Source organism: Flavobacterium sp. HJJ (assembly GCF_015351475.1).
Taxonomy (GTDB): Bacteria; Bacteroidota; Bacteroidia; order Flavobacteriales; family Flavobacteriaceae; genus Flavobacterium; species Flavobacterium marginilacus.
Map to the genome: position 1 here is coordinate 132,235 of NZ_JADKPR010000007.1, position 22,491 is coordinate 154,725.

Annotated in this window: 17 protein-coding genes; 5 read left to right on the forward strand and 12 right to left on the reverse strand. The window is 33.4% G+C overall.

Features of this window, described 5'->3' with window-relative positions:
• Window positions 1–7 precede the first annotated feature (7 nt).
• The 9 genes from IRZ80_RS07900 to corA form a co-directional block, all read right to left on the reverse strand.
• On the reverse strand, window positions 8–712 hold the full coding sequence (locus IRZ80_RS07900) for a prolyl oligopeptidase family serine peptidase (RefSeq protein ID WP_194641012.1): 705 nt from the start codon (window positions 710–712) through the stop codon (window positions 8–10).
• Window positions 713–2,104 carry a glucoamylase family protein gene (locus IRZ80_RS07905; RefSeq protein ID WP_194641013.1) on the reverse strand — a complete coding sequence of 464 codons (1,392 nt, stop codon included), beginning with the start codon at window positions 2,102–2,104 and terminating at the stop codon, window positions 713–715. It abuts the gene before it with no gap.
• Between the two features lie 71 nt (window positions 2,105–2,175).
• The gene (locus IRZ80_RS07910; protein ID WP_194641014.1) at window positions 2,176–3,078 is read right to left on the reverse strand and encodes a LamG domain-containing protein; all 903 of its coding nucleotides are present in this window, start codon (window positions 3,076–3,078) and stop codon (window positions 2,176–2,178) included.
• A gap of 17 nt (window positions 3,079–3,095) precedes the next feature.
• Window positions 3,096–4,553 carry a RagB/SusD family nutrient uptake outer membrane protein gene (locus IRZ80_RS07915; protein WP_194641015.1) on the reverse strand — a complete coding sequence of 486 codons (1,458 nt, stop codon included), beginning with the start codon at window positions 4,551–4,553 and terminating at the stop codon, window positions 3,096–3,098.
• Between the two features lie 4 nt (window positions 4,554–4,557).
• Window positions 4,558–7,569 carry a SusC/RagA family TonB-linked outer membrane protein gene (locus tag IRZ80_RS07920; protein ID WP_194641016.1) on the reverse strand — a complete coding sequence of 1,004 codons (3,012 nt, stop codon included), beginning with the start codon at window positions 7,567–7,569 and terminating at the stop codon, window positions 4,558–4,560.
• A gap of 242 nt (window positions 7,570–7,811) precedes the next feature.
• A complete protein-coding gene (locus IRZ80_RS07925) occupies window positions 7,812–10,556 on the reverse strand; it encodes a histidine kinase (protein ID WP_194641017.1) in 2,745 nt (914 codons plus the stop codon).
• 103 nt (window positions 10,557–10,659) lie between these two features.
• Window positions 10,660–11,856, reverse strand: a complete 1,197-nt coding sequence (locus IRZ80_RS07930) for an acetate/propionate family kinase (protein WP_194641018.1) — start codon at window positions 11,854–11,856, stop codon at window positions 10,660–10,662.
• Between the two features lie 76 nt (window positions 11,857–11,932).
• Window positions 11,933–14,026, reverse strand: a complete 2,094-nt coding sequence (gene pta, locus IRZ80_RS07935; protein WP_194641019.1) for a phosphate acetyltransferase — start codon at window positions 14,024–14,026, stop codon at window positions 11,933–11,935.
• Window positions 14,027–14,142: 116 nt separating this feature from the next.
• Entirely contained in the window at window positions 14,143–15,213 is a 1,071-nt protein-coding gene (gene corA, locus IRZ80_RS07940; RefSeq protein ID WP_194641020.1) for a magnesium/cobalt transporter CorA, read from the reverse strand.
• A gap of 177 nt (window positions 15,214–15,390) precedes the next feature.
• On the opposite strand from corA, the gene IRZ80_RS07945 reads away from it, so the two are divergent.
• Window positions 15,391–16,032: a carboxypeptidase-like regulatory domain-containing protein gene (locus tag IRZ80_RS07945; protein ID WP_194641021.1), complete on the forward strand. Its 642-nt coding sequence runs from the start codon at window positions 15,391–15,393 to the stop codon at window positions 16,030–16,032.
• Window positions 16,033–16,067: 35 nt separating this feature from the next.
• Here the strand turns inward: IRZ80_RS07945 and IRZ80_RS07950 are convergent, their stop codons facing one another.
• The 3 genes from IRZ80_RS07950 to dnaK form a co-directional block, all read right to left on the reverse strand.
• A complete protein-coding gene (locus IRZ80_RS07950; RefSeq protein WP_194641022.1) occupies window positions 16,068–16,520 on the reverse strand; it encodes a hypothetical protein in 453 nt (150 codons plus the stop codon).
• Window positions 16,510–17,631, reverse strand: a complete 1,122-nt coding sequence (locus IRZ80_RS07955) for an AAA family ATPase (protein ID WP_194641023.1) — start codon at window positions 17,629–17,631, stop codon at window positions 16,510–16,512. The genes IRZ80_RS07950 and IRZ80_RS07955 overlap by 11 nt, the downstream gene beginning before the upstream one ends.
• A 106-nt stretch (window positions 17,632–17,737) precedes the next feature.
• The gene (gene dnaK / locus IRZ80_RS07960; protein ID WP_194641024.1) at window positions 17,738–19,618 is read right to left on the reverse strand and encodes a molecular chaperone DnaK; all 1,881 of its coding nucleotides are present in this window, start codon (window positions 19,616–19,618) and stop codon (window positions 17,738–17,740) included.
• A 317-nt stretch (window positions 19,619–19,935) separates the two neighbouring features.
• Between dnaK and IRZ80_RS07965 the strand changes: the two genes are divergently transcribed.
• The 4 genes from IRZ80_RS07965 to IRZ80_RS07980 all read left to right on the forward strand — a co-directional run bounded on the left by IRZ80_RS07965 (window position 19,936) and on the right by IRZ80_RS07980 (window position 22,332).
• On the forward strand, window positions 19,936–20,406 hold the full coding sequence (locus IRZ80_RS07965) for an SRPBCC family protein (protein WP_194641025.1): 471 nt from the start codon (window positions 19,936–19,938) through the stop codon (window positions 20,404–20,406).
• A 212-nt stretch (window positions 20,407–20,618) separates the two neighbouring features.
• The gene (locus IRZ80_RS07970; RefSeq protein WP_194641026.1) at window positions 20,619–21,074 is read left to right on the forward strand and encodes a MarR family winged helix-turn-helix transcriptional regulator; all 456 of its coding nucleotides are present in this window, start codon (window positions 20,619–20,621) and stop codon (window positions 21,072–21,074) included.
• A gap of 11 nt (window positions 21,075–21,085) precedes the next feature.
• On the forward strand, window positions 21,086–21,718 hold the full coding sequence (locus IRZ80_RS07975; RefSeq protein WP_194641027.1) for an NAD(P)H-dependent oxidoreductase: 633 nt from the start codon (window positions 21,086–21,088) through the stop codon (window positions 21,716–21,718).
• 47 nt (window positions 21,719–21,765) lie between these two features.
• A complete protein-coding gene (locus tag IRZ80_RS07980) occupies window positions 21,766–22,332 on the forward strand; it encodes a YceI family protein (RefSeq protein ID WP_194641028.1) in 567 nt (188 codons plus the stop codon).
• Window positions 22,333–22,491: the final 159 nt, after the last annotated feature.

Here is a 22,491-nt window from a genome sequence, read left to right on the forward strand (position 1 = left end):
TTTTTATTTATTTGTTTTTTATCTGTTTAAACATCCAGTTATAAATCTCCGGACTGTCGTAAACTCTTGTCCAGCTATCGTGGCCAGCATCATCAAAAATGGTTAATTGTACATCTCTGGCACTGCATTTTTTTAGTTCTTTGTAAACCGAAACAGCATAATCTATCTTTACAACATCGTCCAGCAGACCATGAAAAATCCGGGTTGGAATATTGGCAATTTTACAAATGCCTTCCAGCTGAATCAGATCTACAAATCCTGAAATTGGTACAATTGCTGCAAATTTATCAGGATATGAAAGTGCCAGATTCCAAGCTGCCCATCCTCCAGAACTCAAACCTGTAATATAAATTCGATCCGAATCAATATTGTTTTCTTTCTGGATTTTTTCAATCAATTGATAAATAGATTCGATATTCCAATTTTCATCTTCTTTGCACTGCGGTGCTAAGACATAAGCATCTAATTCGTGAGTTTTCAAATACTTTAAAGGTCCGTGGATTTTCACTTTTTCAAGATCAGTTCCTTTTTCACCATCTCCAGAAATAAAAACAATCAATGGTTTTTTATCTTTTATATTCGCCGGTTTATGCAGTACATAACCTAGTTCATACTTTGTTTCAATAACCGTTTTTATCTTTCCTGTAGTTTCACTTTGTGAAAAGCCAAATACAGAGAACATCAGCATCAATAGCGTTACTTTTATTTTCATCTAAAATCCATATTTTCCAGAATGAAATCCAAGATTTGTCAAACCTTGTTTTACTTCGGGAGCATTCATGAATAATTTCCATAATAAACCTGTCCTGTGATTTTCGATCATTGGCGCTATTGTTCCTTGGTCAATTGCTAAATAGCGAGGAGTTACCCAATTATACTGTGGCGAAAAAGCATCATAAGGTCCTGCAATTCCAATATATTTTGCTTTATTTTCATCATATAGATAATGCAAAAATTTCATGCTCTCTTTTGGGGTATATGGAAAAGAAGACAACGCGGCCGTTGGCGTAATTACGCCCAAATCGTTGTCAGTATCATGAGCAGCATATCCTGTTGTTCCATCTGCATTTCGGGAATAACTAGCTGTAAGTCCCCAGCATTTTTCAGAATAACCGTTCCAATTTTTTGGATTTGCAACGCAGTGGCTGTAAATAATTTTTGCCTGATTTTGTGTTAATTCCCAATAATTGGCATATTTATCAGACAATTGCGAAGGATCTAATCCTAAATACGAATACTGTGCCCAAAACAGAGGTCCTGCATTTCCGCTGACAGTATTGTATTTGAATACTAATGGGATTCCATACTGCGTTTTCCCAGTTGCAATGGTTCCGTTTCGAGTCCAGCCTTCATGATAAGCAGCTACAGGAATTGGGTGCGTTGTTGAAGCAACTCCCAAAATATAAGCAATCAAACACTCATTATAACCTTCTAATTTGAATTTCATTTCCCATTGATACGTCGGAGACCAATGCCAGTACATTGCATTTTCGCCGTTCGTGTACCAGCTCCATTCTACTCCTTTCCAAAGTTTGTCTGCTTTGGCTGCCAATTCTTTTTCAGCAGTATTTCCATTTTTAAAATACTCACGCACCGCAATCAATCCTTGGCACAAAAAAGCGGTTTCAACGATATCACCGCCGTCATCTTTATTACCAAATGAAATAGCTTTTCCTGTAGATCCATCTATCCAATGCGACCAAGCTCCATGAAAACGATCTGCTTTATCGAGAAAATCCATTGCTGTGGTCATGCGGGTAACGGCTTCGGCTCTTGGAATAAAGCCTCTTTCTATTCCAACAATCAAAGACATTAATCCAAAACCTGAACCGCCAGTGGTTACTTTATTAGCTTCGAATCCTGGATTATCGGTATGATAGCGTTCCCTCCCTAATTTCGAGTTGGGTTCTGCATAATCCCAAAAGTACTTTATGGCATCTTTCTGAACCTGATCCATGGCTTGTTCATCTGTCAAAGCGATGATTGGTGCTGTTGGAGTTGTTGGTAATGGAGTACCTCCGCTATTACCATTTCCATCAGAAGGTGATGAGGAACATGAATTAAAGAAATTCAAAAAAATCAATATGAATAAATGACTTTTCATTTTTATAAATTTTAATGGGTAAAAAAATACACACCTGATTTTTGAACAAATCAGGTGTGCAAAATGAATTCTTATCTGTTATCTTTCTCTAATTTGTATAAAGCTGTAACTTCATTATCAGCAAGTGCAGTATCATAAATTCTGAACTCATCCATTAAACCTGTATAATGAAGCATCCATCCATCAGGATTACCCCATGGAGCTCCTAAATGCTGCTGATAACCACCGATAATAAATTTCGAAACTTCAGAATTAGACAATTCTCCATAAGGTCCACCGCCAGTTGAAGGATCACTTGCGTATCTTTTCGAGATTGTAGCTGGTAAATCTAATTTTACACCATCGATATATATGCTATAAGTAGAACTTGTTCCGTTGTAAGTCCAAACCACATGTTTCCATGCTCCATACATATTCTTTAAAATATTATCATCTTTATGCTCAATAAATTGTCCTGACCAAGGAATACTAGGCGTTACATCTTTCTGAATATGATTTTTTAGAAACATCGAAGTATTTGAATCATTCGCTTCAATCAAAGAAAAAATATTTCCCCAGAAATCTGTTTTTTTAGGCAACATAAATAATGATTGTGCGCCTCCTGTATGTGTTTCCGTTTTTATCCACATTGAAACTGAAATATTTTTTAAATTAATTATAGCGTTAGAAACAGTATTATATGCAATAAATGAACTTGCAGATCCTTTATAAGCGTTACCTTTTACCCCAGTTTCATACGTAACATCTGTTCCAACGCCGCCAGTTATAGCATTTTTGGAATCTTGAATATTACCATCAAAACTAAATTTAGCCAATAAATGATCTTTTGCAATTTCATCTGAGTTTTCATAACCTCCAATGGACTCATAAGGAATTGGAGCGTTTACTTTATCAATACTTTCCTCGTTACAGCTTACAAAAAGCTGCGTGGTTATAACCGAAGCAAATAATAAAATATATGTATGTTTTTTCATTTTACTTTTCTTTAAAATTAATTATAACCTGGATTTTGTTTGGATAACCCACCAGACTGTTTAATAAATGAAGCTGGAATTGGAAACAATTCGTTTTTTCCTTCGGTAAAGACTTTATTGTCTATGGCAAAAGCTGCTTTGGCCTGACCTGTTCTCACTAAATCAAAGAATCTGTCATGTTCAAAAGCCATCTCTACTCTTCTTTCTCTCCATATTGCAGTTCTAATATCTGCCTGTGAACTAAAAACTGTGTTTCCTAATCCTGCTCTGTTTCTGATTTGGTTTAACAGCGGAATTGCAGCAGAGGTCTGTCCCAATTCATTTAAAGCTTCGGCTTTCATTAATAAAACTTCGGCGTATCTTAAGTATTTAATATCAACATCTGTTTCCCAAGCATCGGTATAAGCTGACGAATACGCTTTATAATTGTATCTTTCGTTTTCTACTGTATTTGGAACAACTCTTCCATCATATAAAGTCGATCCTCTAAAAATGATTGTAGCAGCTTTTCTAACATCTCCAAACTCATAAGCATTTACTAAACTTTGTGATGGCGTGTTGAAACCCCATCCCCAGCCACCGGCACCGCGGGCACCTTGTGTGTTAGAATAACCTTCAATTCCTTTGGCTGGTGCAGCTCCCTGCGCATAAATTTCGAAAATAGATTCAGAATCAAATTTTCCTGATGCTTTAAACATAGAAGCATAATCACTAACAATTGAATACCCTGTAACCTTATTAGCATTATCAACTACCTGCTGCCATTTCTTTTGATACAAACTGACTTTTGCTAATAATGCATAAGCAGCACCTTTTGAAGCTCTTGATCTTTCATTTGCTGAATACGCTGATTTATCTGGTAACGCAGCAATTGCATCATTCAAATCATTTTCGATAAAAGTATAAACCTCTGCAGCTGTTTTACGAGTCAGCTGCATGATTCTATCAGAATCTGAACCAGGAACCGGTAAATGATCTACAATTGGAACTCCTCCGTAACATTTTACCAGTGTAAAATACATAAAAGCCCTTAAAAATTTAGCTTCGCCAATTAATCTAGCTCTTAAATTTGGATCAGCCTTATCTAATTTTGGAATAATATTTAAGGCTTGATTACATCTGTTAATTCCATCATAATTTGCAATAAAAGTACTTTCAGCAGATGGGTTTGAAGCATTATAAGTCAATGCATCCAATACATCTTTATCTGTACCGGTATCTCCAGGTGAAGAACCTTTATCGGCATCATCAGAGGTAATGCTTGAAAGACCTATCCATCCAAATGAGGTCATATCCCAATTCAGGAATTTATTATAAATGGCGGTTACAAACTGAGCTGCACCAGCATCATTGTTATACAATTCTGTGTCTTTTGTAGAAATAGACTCTGTTTGGTCTACATCTAAATAATCGTCTGCACAACCCGCAAAAAAGAACGCTGAAAATACAAACGCTGCTATATATATCTTTTTCATTGTATTAAAATTTTAAATTAGCACCAATTACAAATGATCTTAATGTTGGATAAGCATCAAGTTCGACACCTTGGGTTCCATAAGGATTAGCATCTCCGTTTAATTCTGGTGAGAAACCAGAGAATTTTTGTGTAATAAATGGGTTTATTGCGTTCACATAAATTCTGCAGGAACTAATAAAATTATTCCCCTGAATTGGCAGTTTATATCCTAATGTAATATTGTTGATTCTAAAGAAATCACCAGACTCTAAATAATAAGTAGAAGCTACAGGCACCTGATTGAATGGTGCAGGATTTGAAGCTGTTAAATTATTTGGTGTCCAAAAATCTGAAGCGATAGCATTTTCAATATTTTCTCCAGAAAAACGCTGTGCTTTTTTACCATTATAAACTTTAGCACCTGCAGTTCCGTATCCATCAACAGAGAAATCAAAGTTTTTGTAATTGAATCCTAAAGAAACACCGTAATTCGATTTTGGCAGACTGGATCCAACATACTTTTTATCAGTACTAGCACTTAAAGCATCTTGAGTTACTTTATCTCCTGCTGCATTATAGTATAACATTTTACCATTTGTGCTGTCAAAACCTGCATATTCATAAATGTAAAAACTTCCTAACGGCTGACCAACTGTAGTGTTATCAAGTAATTTAGTATCTTGTCCATTACCTAATCCTCCTCCAATAAGCTGCGTTAATATAACATCTTTTAAACCTGTAAGCTCATTTTTATTGTTCGAAAAATTACCGCCGATCCAATAACTGAAATCATCTGTAATTTTGTCATCCCAGCGCAAAGAAATCTCATATCCTTTGTTGGAAACTTCTCCAACATGTGCTGGTGAAGCTGCTGTGATTCCAGAAGTAAAATAGGGTTTAGTATTTAAAATTACATTTGAAGTATTTTTATCATATACATCAAAAGTTCCTTTTAATCTGCTGTCTAATAGTTCAAAATCTAAACCAACTGAAGATTCTTCAGTTATTTCCCAAGATAAGCTAGGATCTATCTGAGAGCTGATAGTTGTTCCCTGATTTAAAATTGAACCTCCTAAATAAGCATTAGGACCAGAAGTATACGATTGATTGTTAAGCGGTACGTTCTGGTTACCTAATCTACCCCAGCCGCCTCTTAATTTCAGCATGTTTATTACTTTCACATCCTGCATAAAGCTTTCTTTGGACATAACCCAGCCTAAACCAAAGGCAGGGAAATTACCCCAGCGGTAATCTTTTCCAAAATTTGAAGATCCGTCACGTCTAATGGTTCCAGTTAACAAATATTTCTCCATTAATTTATACTGGAATCGGCCAAAATAAGATGCCAATTTAGTTTCATTAAAAACCTCATCCTGGTAACTTGTAATATTTGTTTCATAATCATTATCTCCTTTCAAAGACCAATAATTAGAATTTGAATTAACATTTTTTCTAGCTATTGTCAGCTTTTCTCTAGGACCCCTTACTGAAGTCTCGATACCAGCTGTAAGCTCCACATCATGAATTTTTCCAAAAATTTTATTATAAGTCAAATAGTTAGATAAATTCCAATTAAAATATTCCTCTCTGCCTTTTGTCAATAAATTGATATTAGCATTTGGAAATTCTTTCTCATAATCACCAGATACCTTGTTAGGGTTTGCTGCTAACCATATATTTTTAGTATCATCATAATTATACTGTTTCCAAGTATAATATTCACCATTAAATTGTGAAGTAAATTTCAATGACTTTAAAATTTCATAATCTAATTTTAAACCACCCTGCAGGGTTACACTTCTCTGCTGTTCATCATAAAAATTTAGTTGAGCCACTGGATTTCCAACATTATTAAATGAAGATCCGGATTCGCTGGCAAAACCATCATCTCCTACACGGGAAACACCATATTTACCATCAGCAAAATAAACCGGCACAATTGGTGATTGTTTGTATGCATTTGTAAAAGCACTCAATGGTTTTGGTGCAGATTTTGCAGATGTAAAACTGAAAGTTTGATTTACAGTCAGTTTTTTAGAAATTTTAAATTCATTATTATTTCTAAAAGTTGTACGTCCATAATCTAAACCATCTAAAACTGCTTTTTCTTGGTAGTTTCCTAAACTGAAAAAGTATTTTATATTTTCTGATGCTCCAGAAACAGAAATGTTATTTTGAATATAAGTTCCTGTTCTTGTAATTTCGTCAAACCAATCTGTATTTACAGGCTGATCCTGCGAAAATACTGTCGATTGTAATGCCGCATTCGTATAGTGAGCAAATTTATTACTACCAGCCATTTTAACCTTTTTCAAAGGTTCTCTCATACCTGCAAAGCTTTCAATTTCAACAGATATTTTCTCTCCTTTACCTTTTTTAGTCGTAATAATGATTACTCCATTAGCTGCCCTTGTACCATAAATTGCAAGCGCAGACGCATCTTTTAAAATTTCATAAGAAGTAATATCATTTGCATTAATGTTATTGATGTTTTCTGTCTGCATTCCATCAACAACATATAAGGGAGTCCGTCCTCCTAAAGCAGTTCCCATACCTCTAATAATTACCGAAGGCGTACTGCCCGGTAAATCAGATGAAATTACCTGTACACCAGCCGCTTTACCTTGAATGGCCTGCGAAGCATTCAATACTTTGGTTTTGGTAATTTCCTCAGCTTTTATGGAAGAGATAGCTGTAGTATTGTCTATCTTCTTTCTCGTACCATAACCAATGACAACAACCTCTTTCAGCGCGGTGTCCTGGGATTCCTTTAAAGTGATAGTCATTGGTGTCAAAACTGCTGTGACTGAGACAGATTCGAAACCGACTAAACTAATTTTTAATATATCGCCTTCTTTGGCATTTATACTAAATTTTCCATCAAAATCGGTATCAGTGGACACATTTCCTGCAACAATAAATGCGCCGGGAATAGCAAGTCCGTTCTGATCCAATACTTTTCCTTTTACAGCTTGGCCAGACATATATCCTGGAAGCAGAATAAGAGCTAAGAAGCTAAAAATAAAATTTCTCATAGGTTTATCAAACGTTTTAGTTAGTTGAGCTAAATTAACCAATTACAACGTTGTAGTGACCGTAACACAGGTACTACATGAATACATCAAACTGTATTTTTATTTTTATAAACCCTTGTTTTTAAGTAGTTAACAAAGATCAAGAAGTACTACATCCAAGAGCAATGATGTAGTAATGATGTGTTGTTATTACATAATGAAAACACAGAAAAAGTATATTATTAATAAATAAATATCCCTTTTTATATTGATAATAGAAATTTTGAAAGTACTTCGTCCTGATTTAGCTCCAATTTTTTTCTTAAACGATAGCGATGAAGCTCTACCCCTCTGAAAGAAATATTCATCATAGGAGCAATTTCTTTGGAAGAAAGATTCATTTTCAAGTATACGCAGAGCTTAATATCTTTGGAAGTTAGGTTTGGATATTTTTTTGAAAGATTGATTATGAATTCATTATTAATCTGATTTAGATTCGTTTCAAAAGTCTCCCATTCATGCTTATTAACGGCATTAATCTTTATGGCTTTTTTAATTTCGCTTTTTAACTTATTGAAATCGGATTCGGAATCCAATATATTCTGAATATTCTCAATCATTTCACTCTGCTTAGCAATAGAAAGCGATTTACCAGCTACTTCAGAAGATTTAGACTGAAGTTCAAGCTCCAGAATGTGTTTTTCATATTCCTGTCTGTTTAACTCATTCTCGGCTTTCAATTCCATTTCAAGAATTTCTCTTTGATGCTTTAATTCTTCTTTCTGCAGTTTAAGCTTCTGAATATATTTCATCTTATTCCATTTATAATAAAGATATAAAATGAGTCCAGCCACGATAAGATAAACACAAATCATCCAAAATGAATAATACCAGGCATTGGCTACCGAAAATTGAAAATCAGCAACTTTATTATAATGCAGTCCATCATTATTATAAACCGTTACTTCATGGGAACCGCTGGTGAGATTGTTCAAAAGTATCAGACCTTCTTTTATTGGCACATACTCCTTTGTGCCATTTAGTCTGTAAAACAAATCTGGTTTCGAAGCACCATAAACACCTGAAATCACATCAATTCTCAACTCTGAATTGTGTCTAATTTTCGAATTATTTTCAACTAAAATGCCATTATTAAAAGCTTCAAGCTTTACATCAGGATTTTCATTAGTATTGTCCTTTAAATCCAAAGAAATAAAACCGTCATCGAGATTCAGCAGGTAGTTATTTTTATCTTTAAAAATATTGAGATTATCATTAATAATTTTTCCTTTATAATATTTCTCCTGAATACTGTTTCTGATAAACTTAGATCCTTTAGCATAAATATGATACAAAAGTCCATCCTGCAGTACCATAAAATGGTTTTCATCGATGGAAACAATATTTGAAACATTTTTGAAATTATCATTAAACAATTGATTTGCTTCCAATTGATTAGTTATAGAATTGAATGTATACCAGGAATTATTAATCAAAAAGAGAATTTCATTTCTAAACTCAAATATTTTAACCCCAAAGTCATTGCTTATTTTACTGCGCTGGGTAACATTATCAGGTTTGGTTTCATAGGCATCATTATATAAAATACGATATAAACCTCTATTAATATCTGCTGCCCAAATTTCATTCTTCCTGTTTTGAGCAAGATATTTAATTGGCTTCAGCAATCCTTTTACAGCTTGCTTTTCCTTTAGATTATTGGCATCATTATAAACAACAACACCGCTGTAAGTAGCCTGCAGATAGGAATTATTAATGCCGCTTTTGGCAAGATTCCATCCTCCGTTAATATCACTCAATCTGCTGAATAAGCCATTTTTATAAATAAATGTGCCTTCGTTATGTCCAATGAGGTATTGATCGTTTATTTTACTTATAACCCAGGCCTGTCCCTGCGTACCGGGAATCAAAGAAAGATGTTTGTTTTCGTATTTAAAGACACCATGATTGGAAGCCATCAGATAGCCTTCCGGAGTACTTGCCACCGAATAGACCGAGCCCAGAATCCCTGAATTATCATAAAATATTGAAATCGGAGAGTTTACCTCAATATGGGCAATTCCGTTATCCAGACCTAGCCATAGATCATTTTCTTTGTCCTGACCAATGCTCAAAATAGAATTGTTCATAAGAACATTATTTCTATTAATGTTCTTATAAGTACCATCAGTCAGATCTAGAATATAAACGCCATTATTTGCTGTACCAATAATCAGTTTATTCTTTTTAATAAATTGAGCAGCATTAATATTGGCCGATTTTAAAATTTCATTCAAATCATTTTTCCAAGGGCTCAAAACATTATTTTCAAACACATAAACTCCGTGCTTTTTGGTAAAAAAATAAGTTTTCGCCTGATATTTCTGAATGGAATGAATTACATTATTTTCTAAAAGCGACAGCCCGTTTACTTTTTTTATTTCTCCATTAATCAGTCTGTAAATTCCTTTTTCTACCGAAGCAATCAGTAATTCATTCCCAACAACAAAACAATAGGATATTAAAAAAGGAATTTTTTTCTCTTTAATGACTTTTCCGTCATAAATGAAAAGACCGTTAAAGGATTGAAAATAAATTTTACCATTAAACTTAAATATCTTCCATATTTCGTCATTATTATTCTTTTCATCAAAGACTTTCTTCCCTTTGGAAATAGAAACATAATGCATCTTGGCATCTTTTCGGTACCAATAACCAAACTCCTGATAAGAACCCGAATAAATCTTGTCCTCTTCAACCATTATGGATCGGATTATTGTTTTATTCGGCAGTTTATATTTCTCCCATTTTACGCCATCATACCGCAGCAAATAATTATTATTGGCAAAATACATCGCATTGTCATTACCCTGTACAGCGCTCCAGATCTGATTATCTCCCTGATAATTTGATTTGCTGTAATTTTCAACAAAAGGCAGCAGTTCCTGAGCCGAAATCTGCAGTGAGATAAACCCAAAAATGTATATAAGGAATAGTTTAGCTTTCAAAATGTAGAGTTTTTTATCAAATATAATTACATTTATTCAATTAAAAACACAAAAAAAAAGCCTCTGAATACAGAAGCTTTTTGAACCTTTACTATTATTTTTTTTAATTCTGCAGTAATTTATAAACCTGATTGGCAATTTCAATTTCCTCATCAGTAGGTATAACCAAAACTTTAGCTTTCGATTGCGGCAGATTAATTTCTCGGATATCTTTGGAACGGATTTCATTTTTGTCAACATCCAATTCAATGCCAAAAAATTCCATATCGGTACAAACCAGCTTTCTCATATTTGCAGAATTTTCGCCGATTCCTGCAGTAAAAACAATGGCATCCAAGCCATTCAAAGCCGCTGTATAGGAACCAATATATTTTTTGATTCGATACGCATTCATTGCCAATGCCAGCTGACAGTCTTTATTTCCCTGCTCAGCATTCGATTCAATATCTCTTAAATCGCTATATCCTGTCAAACCAAGCATACCGCTTTGTTTTTGCAATAAAGTACTAACTTCATCTACAGTATAATTGAGCGCTTTCATCATATAAAATAAAACCGATGAATCGATATCACCGCTTCGGGTTCCCATAATCAATCCGCTGATTGGAGTAAAGCCCATAGAAGTATCAATACATTTCCCGTCTTTCACAGCAGTAATACTGCAGCCGTTACCCAAATGGACTGTAATTATATTTTTGTGCGCTTTATTTGCTGCTTTTAGGTATTCTATTGCTTTTTCAGACACATACTTGTGCGATGTTCCATGAAAGCCATAAGCTCTGATTTTGTTCTCTTTTAAAAAATGCGAAGGAATGGCATATTTATAGGCAATCTCAGGCATTGTCTGATGAAAAGCAGTATCAAAAACAGCGATTTGTTTTGCTTCGGCAAAAATTTCCTCAGCAACAATGATTCCTTGTAAATGCGCAGGATTGTGCAACGGAGCTATGTCGCATAAATTTTTTATTTCTTCCTTAACTTCTGGTGTAATCAAGGCTGTATTCGAAAAAGAACTGCCGCCATGCACCACTCTGTGTCCTACTGCTTCAATCTCTTTTGTACTTTTTATAACTCCTTTTTCGTCATCCATAAGCAATTGAGCTATTTTATTAAGTCCAATTTTATGATTAGGGATTGGCAGGATTTCTTCTACTTTATCAGCTTTGGTTACATAACTAAAATTAGAAGTTTCCAAACCAATTCTGTCAATCATTCCAGAGCAGATTACTTCGCCGGCTGGCATTTCAATTAATTGATATTTTATAGAAGAACTCCCTGAGTTTATTATTACTACTTTCATGTTTATATTTTGATGGTTAACGGTTAATCGTTTATTTGTTTAATCGATTAAACGATTTAAACGATTAAACTTTTATTTACAATCCCTGTGCCTGAATAGCTGTTATAACAACTGTATTTATGATATCGTCAATGGTACAGCCACGGCTCAAATCATTTACCGGCTTATTTAACCCTTGCAACATTGGACCGATTGCCAATGCTCCAGTTTCTCTCTGTACGGCTTTGTAAGTATTGTTTCCTGTATTCAAATCAGGAAAAATCAATACACTGGCGTGACCTGCTACTTCAGAATTTGGCATTTTGCTTTGTCCTACTTCCAAATCGACAGCTGCATCGTATTGTATTGGTCCTTCAATTTTTAGATCTGGACGTTTTTGTTTTACAATCTCAGTCGCAGTTCTTACTTTTTCTACTTCATCCCCTTTTCCTGATGAACCAGATGAATAAGACAGCATCGCTATTTTTGGCTCTATTCCAAAACCGATACTTGAATCTGCGGATGAAATAGCAATTTCAGCTAATTGTTCAGCAGTAGGATTTGGATTGATTGCGCAGTCTCCAAAAACAGAAACGCGGTCTTCCAGACACATGAAAAATACTGATGATACTACCGAAGAATTTGGTTTGGTTTTAATAAACTGTAACGCTGGTAAAATGGTATGCTGTGTCGTATGTGCAGCACCCGAAACCATTCCGTCTGCATGTCCTTTATACACCATCATGGTTCCAAAATAGGAAACATCTTCCATTAAGTCCCTAGCCATTCCAAGGGTAACGTTTTTGGCTTTACGCAATTCATAATACGTATTTACATAATCATCATAATTTTCAGACTCGATTGGATTGATGATCGGTACTTTGGTAAAGTCAAAATCTAAACCTAATTCTGCCACTTTACTTTCTATTTGTTTTTTATTTCCAATAATAGAAATATCAACAACATCCATTGCTAACAGACGAGAAGCGGCAATAATAATTCTTTCATCACTTCCTTCAGGCAGAACGATATGCTTTCTATGTGCTTTGGCTCTTTTCACCATGTTGTATTGGAACATTTTTGGTGTCATTCCTTCTGATTTGAAAGCATTAAATTTATCGATTAACGTATCTAAATCAACATATTTGTCAAATGTATTTATCGAAGTTTCTATTTTTTGAATATTTTTAGCATAAATCTTTGGCTTAATATTCCCTATTTCATTGGCAATATGATAAGTACCTCTTTCTACTGTTATAATTGGCACTATAGATGAAAGACCTTCTATCAATTTCAAAATACTGTCTTCGGGTATTATATTTCCTGTCAGAACAATCCCCGAAACTGTAGGGTAATTAGCCGATTCATTTGCCTGCAATGCTCCAAGAATAATATCGGCTCTGTCTCCCGGAACGATAACAAGTGCATTCTCTTTTAGATGCAGCAAGTAATTACGTAACTGCATTGCTCCAATACTATAATTACCAATCTGATTGTTTAAATACTCTTGACCAAACAATACTTTGGCATCCAATGCTTCAACAATTTCCTGTATTGTAGGATTGCTCAAACTGCCAATTAATGGGATGGAATTGATAAGAACTGAGGGCGGTAAACTTTTCTGCAGTGCCGTTGAAACCAATTCTAAATTCTGAGGTTGCACTTTATTCGCAATAACTGCCAAAACTTCAACTTCTTTTATTTTAAATGAATTATAAGCTAAATTCAAATTATCAACTAATTCCTCCAGAGTTTTTCCTTTTCCCGAACCTACAATAATAGTTGGGACGCCAAGATTTTTAGCAATCAGCACATTCATGTCCAGCTCAATAACTGTCCCTTCGCCTGTAAAACTGGTCCCTTCGACTAAAATAAAATCAAAACGGTCTTCGAGTTTTTTATATTTTTCAATAATTAAATCAACAACATCACCTAATTTCCCGTTATTTTTTTTCTTGATTAATTTACTTTTTGTGATAGCATAAGCATCTTCATATTGAATATCCAAATCGAAATAGGATATAACCATCTCGATATGCGTATCTTTTTTTCCTTCTTCATAATCTTCAATAACTGGTCTGAAATAACCCACTTTTGCAGTTTTCCCCAACAGCATTCTCAATAACCCCAAGGTAATTATTGTTTTACCGCAATTTTCTTCAATCGTTGCGATATATATAGCTTTTTTCATGTTCACCCTTTTAAAATTTTTATTCTTTTAAACACTTATGCAAAATTATATCTTTAATTTCCTTCTAAATATGACCAAAATCAGGTTTAAATAATAAAGTTATTTATCTTATAGGATTAAAACCAATTCCTTTTTTTAAAATAAAAAACCATTCCGGCTACTGTCAAAACCATAAAACCGATTACAAAATAATAACCGTTTGGTTCCCGCAATTCGGGCATATTTTCAAAATTCATTCCATATACTCCTACAATAAAAGTAAGCGGAATGAATACAACTGAAATAACTGTTAGTGTTTTCATAATTTCATTCATCTTGTGAGCCTGTGCTGCAAAAAAGAAATTAGAGGCACTTTCCAATGACCCCATATCCGATTCAATCTGCTCCAAAAGTTCTAAACATTTTTGATGCAGACGGGTAAAAAAACTAAAATTATCCGATTCAATTTCATCAAAGACATTATCCTCTTTGATGCTTTTAATATCATACAAAGAATCCCTGAGCGGTATAATAGACCTTTTTAAGAAATTAAAATTATCCCTATGCTTTTCAATTTTTTCCAAAATGACAGGATCTGCACTATTTTTAGTACAATTAATTAGATCTTCAATTTTATCCTCTTCATCTTCAATTGTTATATAGAAATTCCCAATAATGGCATCCAGCAGAATATACAATAGATAATCGGCTTTCTTAGTGCGCACAATTCCAGAATTGGTTCGAATGCGTTCGCGTATATGTGTAAAAAAATCGCTTCTCTTCTCTTGAAATGAAATCAAAATTCCTTTTTTTAACAAGAAACTAATTTGTTCAACCCTTATATCATCAGAGCTTTCCGAAGGTAACATCGATTTGATATTAAAAAACAAAACATCTTTCTCTTCTTCCAGTTTGGTTCTTTTACTGGTATTCAAAATATCTGCCAGCATAAAATTGTCAATTTTGAAATAAGCTGCTACATCTTTAAGCAGATCAACATCATTTAATCCGTGAATATTTAACCAATTTATTTTAGTTAAATCAATATGCTTTTCCAAATTAGCAATAGTACCATTCTCATATTCATCCACAGAACAATCGTTATAAACGAACAATTGCATTTCGATTTCTTTGTTTCTATGTAAACCAGTATATTCAAGATTATATGGCTGCAGTCGTCTTCCTTTCTTGTATTTAATCTTTCTCATAAAATAATTTGTGTAGTAATATTACAAAAATCTTTTAAAATGAGAATTATTTTACTAACCAATCATTCATTAAAATAACAAAACTATTTCCCCAAGTTTATTTAAAAATGATTTCATTTACAAAAAATAGTTATTTTTATAAGATTGATCATTTGAATAAAATTACACCAAAAAAGTATGGCTAATAAAATTAATATTTCCATTCCAAAACCCTGTAAAGAAAATTGGAACGAAATGACATCTTCACAAAAAGGAAAATTTTGTGCTTCCTGCCAAAAGGATGTTATTGACTTTACTACTGCTTCCGACAGGGAAATATTGAACTATTATAATCAAAATTCGAAAATATGCGGCCGATTTACAAGCAGTCAACTTAATCACACTATCTTCATTCCAAAAGAAAAAAGTTCAATTTGGATGTTGGCAACCGCGTCAATAATTGCTTTCTTAGGATTAGGAAGCCAAACCGCAAAGGCACAAGAATCTATTAAAACAGAACAAACAGACAAAAAACAATTGGATGATTCCACTACAGTCATTGAAGCTAAAGAAAAATCAATGTATCATGGAATTGTTTATGACGAAAATAAAAATCCAATACCAGGAGCAAATGTTATGGTTAAAGGAACCAAAATTATAACACAAACTGACTTCGATGGAAAATTTTCAATAAGTGCAAAAAAAGGAGATGTTTTAATATTCTCTTATATTGGTTATAATACTGTAGAATTTAAGATTAAAAATAATCCTGAAATTACTATCACAATAAAACCAACTTTAATGATGCTGGGAGAAATTGTCATAATGAAAGAGGATTAAGCTTAGCTGGTCATATTAACAAAAAAACCGAGCAATTACTGGCTCAGTTTTTTTGGAACATATGGACAATATTTATTTTTTATAACTAAAAAATGACCATATTTTTTTGCGAAGTCTTGTTTTAAATTTCGAATTTTCTGATCTGACAAAGGATTTCGTGAACTAACAATAAATCCAAATCTTTTCCCTTGTGGAATTTTAATCAAATCAGAATCAAAAATTTTAATAGTACTAATAATTTGATCAACCGCAGTTTCAATATTTTTACCTTTTAATTCAACAAAGTAAAACTCATCATTTGAATGCCTTACAAATCCAAAGTCACACTTCTGAACTTGTTGCGAAGCGATTAAACAATTATCAATCTTAATTCGCGTAAAAACTTCACGTGAATCAATCTCGAATTTCATTCCATTCTCAAATGCTATTTTACTTCTTGAACAACAATCTTGAAGTGCTGCAATCAACTCATCAAAATTAATGTGCATATCGTAACTCTGTTAGTTTATCAAACTCTTCCGAAATAATATCCGAAACCCTGTCAATTGCATTTGTATCAATACTACGAAATTCTTCATTTTTGATGGAATATACTTTTCCATCATTTCGAACTTCATAAACTGAAATATCATTGTAATCTATCCATCTTCCTTCATAAACTATTTTACTTATATCATCTTTTAGTTCTTTATGCTCATTAAAAGTATTTTTTGCTAACATCAAAGTATCTAACGCTGAAAGAACATAAGGGCTATGAGTTGTAATTATTAATTTATGTTTTGTATTATTTATATTTTGTATCAAATAATCAATTAGTTTTTTTTGCTTTATCGGAAACAAATTTAACTCTGGCTCCTCTACTAAAAAATTTAATTCTGGTTTTAAAACTTCTAACCTTAATTCATACTTCAAGACCAAAAGAAGCGGTAATAGTGACTGAATTCCACTCGAAGCTTTATTTAATTGAAATTCACCTGTTAGATTATATATTAAAACTTCATTGTTTACATTAGCATAACCAAAACCAAAATCTTCAAATAACATATTTTGTTTTTCATTTTTTGCTAACTGATACCTTGCTGCAAAATTCTTAAAACAGATAGGGAGCGCAACATTGTTAGCCAATAAACCATAAATTGAAGACTCCACTGAAGAAATTAACATTCTTTCGGGAGGAAAATAAACTGTACTTCTTAAATTATAAATTTGTGCAAAAACATTTTTTATTTCCTCATCTGGAAAATCTTTAAAGAAATCTTTATTAGATGAATTATTTTTTTCGAAATCATTTCTAATATTTAATATTTTCTTCTTTTCAATTACTACTAACAATTCAGGATTAGAATATTCAAAAAAAGAATCATCAATATCAAAATCAATATTATAGTTATTTAATTGATTATTTAAATCTAAGTCTTTTTCATAATTCGCTTTCTCGTACTTATTTTTTAATAGATTAGAAAAATCCCTAAAAATAGAAATCAACTTCGCCAAAACACTTTTTCCAGTAGAAGTATCTCCAATAAACACAACATATTTAGTCAAATCTATTTCAGCTTCTTTTATTGGTCCAAAATTTTTAACTATTAACTTTTCCATCTTTTGTTTTTCTAATTACAATGTAAATATAAACAAAAAACCGAGCCATTTTTAGCTCGGTTTTTATCTATAATCTAAAAGTCTATTCTCTTTTATCTAAAAAAGATTATTTTACTTCTTCGAATTCAACGTCTTCAACATTGTCACCTTGCGACTGTGCTTGTGGCTCAGCAGCCTGACCTTGTTCTCCTTGAGCATACATTGCTTCAGTAGCTGTTTTCCAAGCTGCGTTCACATTGTCTAATCCTTTTTGGATAGCCTCAAGATCTTGAGATTGGTGAGCCATTCTCAATTCTGTTAAAGCGTACTCGATAGCTGTTTTGTTTTGGTCTGAAATTTTATCTCCCAATTCTTTCAATTGACTTTCAGTTTGGAAAATAGTACTATCAGCTTCATTCAATTTTTCAGCTCTTTCTTTAGCTAATTTATCAGACTCAGCGTTAGCTTCAGCATCTTGTTTCATTCTTTCGATTTCTTCAGCAGTTAATCCAGAAGAAGCCTCGATACGGATATCGTGAGATTTACCAGTTCCTTTGTCAGTAGCAGTTACTTTGATGATACCATTAGCATCAATATCAAAAGCAACTTCGATTTGAGGAACTCCTCTTGGTGCTGGCGGAATACCGTCTAAGTGGAAACGACCGATAGTTTTGTTATCAGCAGCCATCGCTCTAGCTCCCTGTAATACGTGAAGCTCAACAGATGGCTGAGAATCAGAAGCAGTAGAGAATACCTGAGATTTTTTAGTTGGGATAGTAGTGTTAGCTTCGATAAGAACAGTCATTACACCACCCATAGTTTCGATACCTAAAGATAATGGAGTAACGTCAAGCAACAATACATCTTTTACATCTCCAGAAAGAACTCCACCTTGAATAGCTGCTCCAATTGCAACAACTTCATCAGGGTTAACACCTTTAGATGCTTTTTTACCGAAGAATTTTTCAACTTCTTCAACGATTTTTGGGATACGTGTAGAACCACCAACCAAGATAACTTCGTCGATATCAGAAACAGATAAACCAGCATTTTTCAACGCTTTAGCAACTGGTGCCATAGAACGTTTTACTAATGAATCTGTCAATTGCTCAAATTTAGCTCTTGATAATTTTTTTACTAAGTGTTTTGGTCCAGAAGCAGTAGCTGTTACGTATGGTAAGTTGATTTCAGTTTCAGCACCAGAAGACAATTCAATTTTTGCTTTCTCAGCAGCTTCTTTAATACGCTGTAATGACATTGGGTCCAGACGCAAATCGATACCTTCTTCAGCTTTAAATTCGTCAGCTAACCAGTCAATGATTTCGTGGTCAAAATCATCACCTCCTAAGTGAGTATCACCGTCAGTTGACAATACTTCGAATACACCGTCTCCTAATTCAAGAACAGAGATATCAAAAGTACCTCCACCCAAATCGTAAACAGCAATTTTTTGATCAGTTCCTTTTTTGTCCAATCCATAAGCAAGTGCAGCTGCAGTTGGCTCATTGATGATACGCATAACTTTAAGACCAGCGATTTCACCAGCTTCTTTTGTAGCCTGACGCTGTGCATCGTTAAAGTAAGCAGGAACAGTAATAACCGCTTCAGTTACAGTTTGACCTAAATAGTCTTCAGCAGTTTTTTTCATTTTTTGAAGAGTCATTGCTGACAATTCCTGTGCAGTGTATAAACGGCCGTCAATATCAACACGTGGTGTATTGTTGTCACCTTTCACTACAGAATAAGGTACTCTTTTTGCTTCTTCAGTGATTTCAGCAAAAGTATGTCCCATAAAACGTTTAACAGAAGCAATAGTCTTAGTTGGATTAGTTACTGCTTGTCTTTTAGCAGGATCTCCCACTTTAATTTCTCCACCTTCAACAAAAGCGATGATAGATGGTGTAGTTCTTTTTCCTTCCGCGTTAGGGATAACAACTGCTTCATTACCTTCCATTACAGAAACACAAGAGTTTGTAGTACCTAAATCAATTCCGATTATTTTACCCATTTTTAATATATTTAATTTTTATTATATACTTAGTTTCATAACTCGAAGACTCAAAAGCAATCACTGTGCCATTATAAAAAACAAAGTAAATTGTCAGTTTATAATAAATTTGGCATAAAACAGTATGACAAACTGACATTTTGAGATTTATTTACCCCGTCAGTTCAATAAAACCAATACTAATTCAAAAAACAAACTGGCTTTAGCAAAATCATCACTTATTTTATAACTTAGTATCATCAAAAAAAATTGTGTCAGCTTAATGACCGATTTATACAATCTAATTTAACTGACGTAATAACTATAAACAGCGGCAAATGACAACAGAAATCCTAACAACAACTCCAGACAGTGAAATAGTCAGTTCCAGAATTGTAAATGCATCGAGAGAACTTGTTTTTCGTGCCTGGACAGAACCTGAACATTTAAAAAAATGGTGGGGACCAGCCGGCTTTACAAATACTTTTCATGAATTTGATTTCCGGGTAGGCGGAAAATGGAGTTTCATCATGCATGGCCCTGACAAGGGAAACTACCCTAATGAATGTGAATTTATTAAAATTGAAGTACCTTCATTAATAGCATGGAAACGTCATTCCAAACCACTGTTTCAAATATTGGCCGCGTTTGAAGAAGTATCTAGCGAAAAAACAAAAATTGTTTTTAAAATGCTTTTTAATTCTGCAGAAGAATGCAATAAATTAAAGCCTTTTGTGGTCGATAAAAACGAAGAGAACTTTGACAGACTTGAAAATAAATTAAAAATAATGGCTCAGGAAACCAGATAACAGAAACATCTTTTCTCTAAAAAAATGTATTTTTATTTTTTTGAAAAGACACCACAACCCTTGTTTTCACTAGCTTCTCCCCTTATTATTACTGCATTTTAATTATTCCAAAAAGATTTCATTGTATTTTCTTAACAAAAAATTAACTCAAACATTTGTATATACAAATATAAATAATGTTACATTTGTACCAACAAATAAGATATGAAGCCATGAAGATTGAAGATGAATTAAAAAGCACGGTTGAATACAGTAAAGCAAAACAAATTGTTTTGAATATCATGTATACTGTAAACGTAATTACAGAACGCTTTAATGATATCATAAAACCTTATGACATATCAGGAGAACAATTCAATGTATTACGAATATTAAGAGGACAAAAAGGATGCCCTGCCAATATGTGCATTATACAGGAACGAATGCTCGCCAAAACAAGCAATACAACGAGATTAGTAGATAAATTATTATTGAAAGATTTGGTTACCCGCAACGTATGCCCAGATAACCGAAGAAAAATTGAAGTTCTGATTACTCAAAAAGGTCTTGATTTATTGGCCGAATTAGATCCAAAAGTACAGGAACACGAAGAGTTTTTTGCTAAAAATTTAAACACAGAAGAATTAGAACAGCTGAACAGCTTACTAGAAAAATACCGAACTAAATAAAATAAATAAATATGAGCAATTTTTTGAATAATCAGAATTGGAGATACGCAACAAAGAAATTTGATGCAACAAAAAAAGTATCAGCAGAGGATTTAAACACATTAAAAGAAGCAATTCGATTGAGTTCTTCTTCATACGGATTACAGCCTTATAAAGTAATCATCGTAGAAAATCCAGAATTAAGAGCGCAGCTCCAGCCAGCAGCTTGGGGACAGACACAAATAGTAGATGCTTCACATTTATTCATTTTTGCAAATGACACAAACATTGGTGATGAAGCAATTGATGAGTTTTTGAATGCCATCAGTGTTGAAAGAGAGACTCCTCTTGAAGCATTGGCTGGATATGGGGAATTTATGAAATCTAAAATTTCTACTTTGGAACCATCACTTAAAAACATCTGGACATCAAAACAAACGTATTTAGCATTAGGCAACTTACTAAACGCTGCTGCCGAGCTAAAAATTGACGTAACTCCAATGGAAGGTTTTGTACCTGCACAGGTAAACGAAATATTAGGCTTAGACAAACTAAATTTAAATGCTTCGCTTATCGCAACTATTGGCTACCGTCATGAGGAAGACGGTACTCAATTCTACAAAAAAGTTAGAAAATCACAAGAAGAATTATTTATCACTTTATAATAACAATAATTACTAATTCGAATTCAATCATTTTAAACAATTAAAACATGAAAAATTTAAAAACTATCGCCTTAGCATTCGTAGTAGCATTATCTACTGTAGCAGTAACTGCACAAACTAAAAAAATTGATGCAGCAAAAAGTAACATCAACTGGGTTGGAAAAAAAGTAACAGGTCAGCACTCAGGAACTGTAGGATTCAAAAGCGGTGCTCTAGTATTCAAGAAAAATGTATTATCAGGAGGTTCTTTTACTGTTGATATGACTTCATTGACAGCTACAGATCTTACAGGTGAATACCAAGGAAAATTAAACGGTCACTTAAAAGCTGATGACTTTTTTGGAACTGATAAATTCCCAACTTCAACTTTAGTTTTCAAAACTATCGCTCCAAAAGGAAAAGATGTTTACACTGTAAATGCTGATTTAACAATAAAAGGAATCACTAAACCAGTTACTTTTGACATCACTGTAAAAGGAAACACTGCAACTACTGCTTTCAATGTAGACCGTACTAAATATGACATTAAATACAATTCTAAATCATTCTTCGAAAGCATTGGAGACAAAGCTATCTATGATGAATTTGAATTAACAGTAAACTTGAACTTTTAATTTTAGAATTCAATACCGAAGCGGAGGCTGTCTTTTTAGGCAGCCTCTTCTTGCTTATATTAGACAGTACTATTTAAGTTTAACCAAGACAAAAGCCTGCAGATCATTCAATTTGCAGGCTTTAGTTTTTGAATTAAAATTTCAATGTTGATATACAGC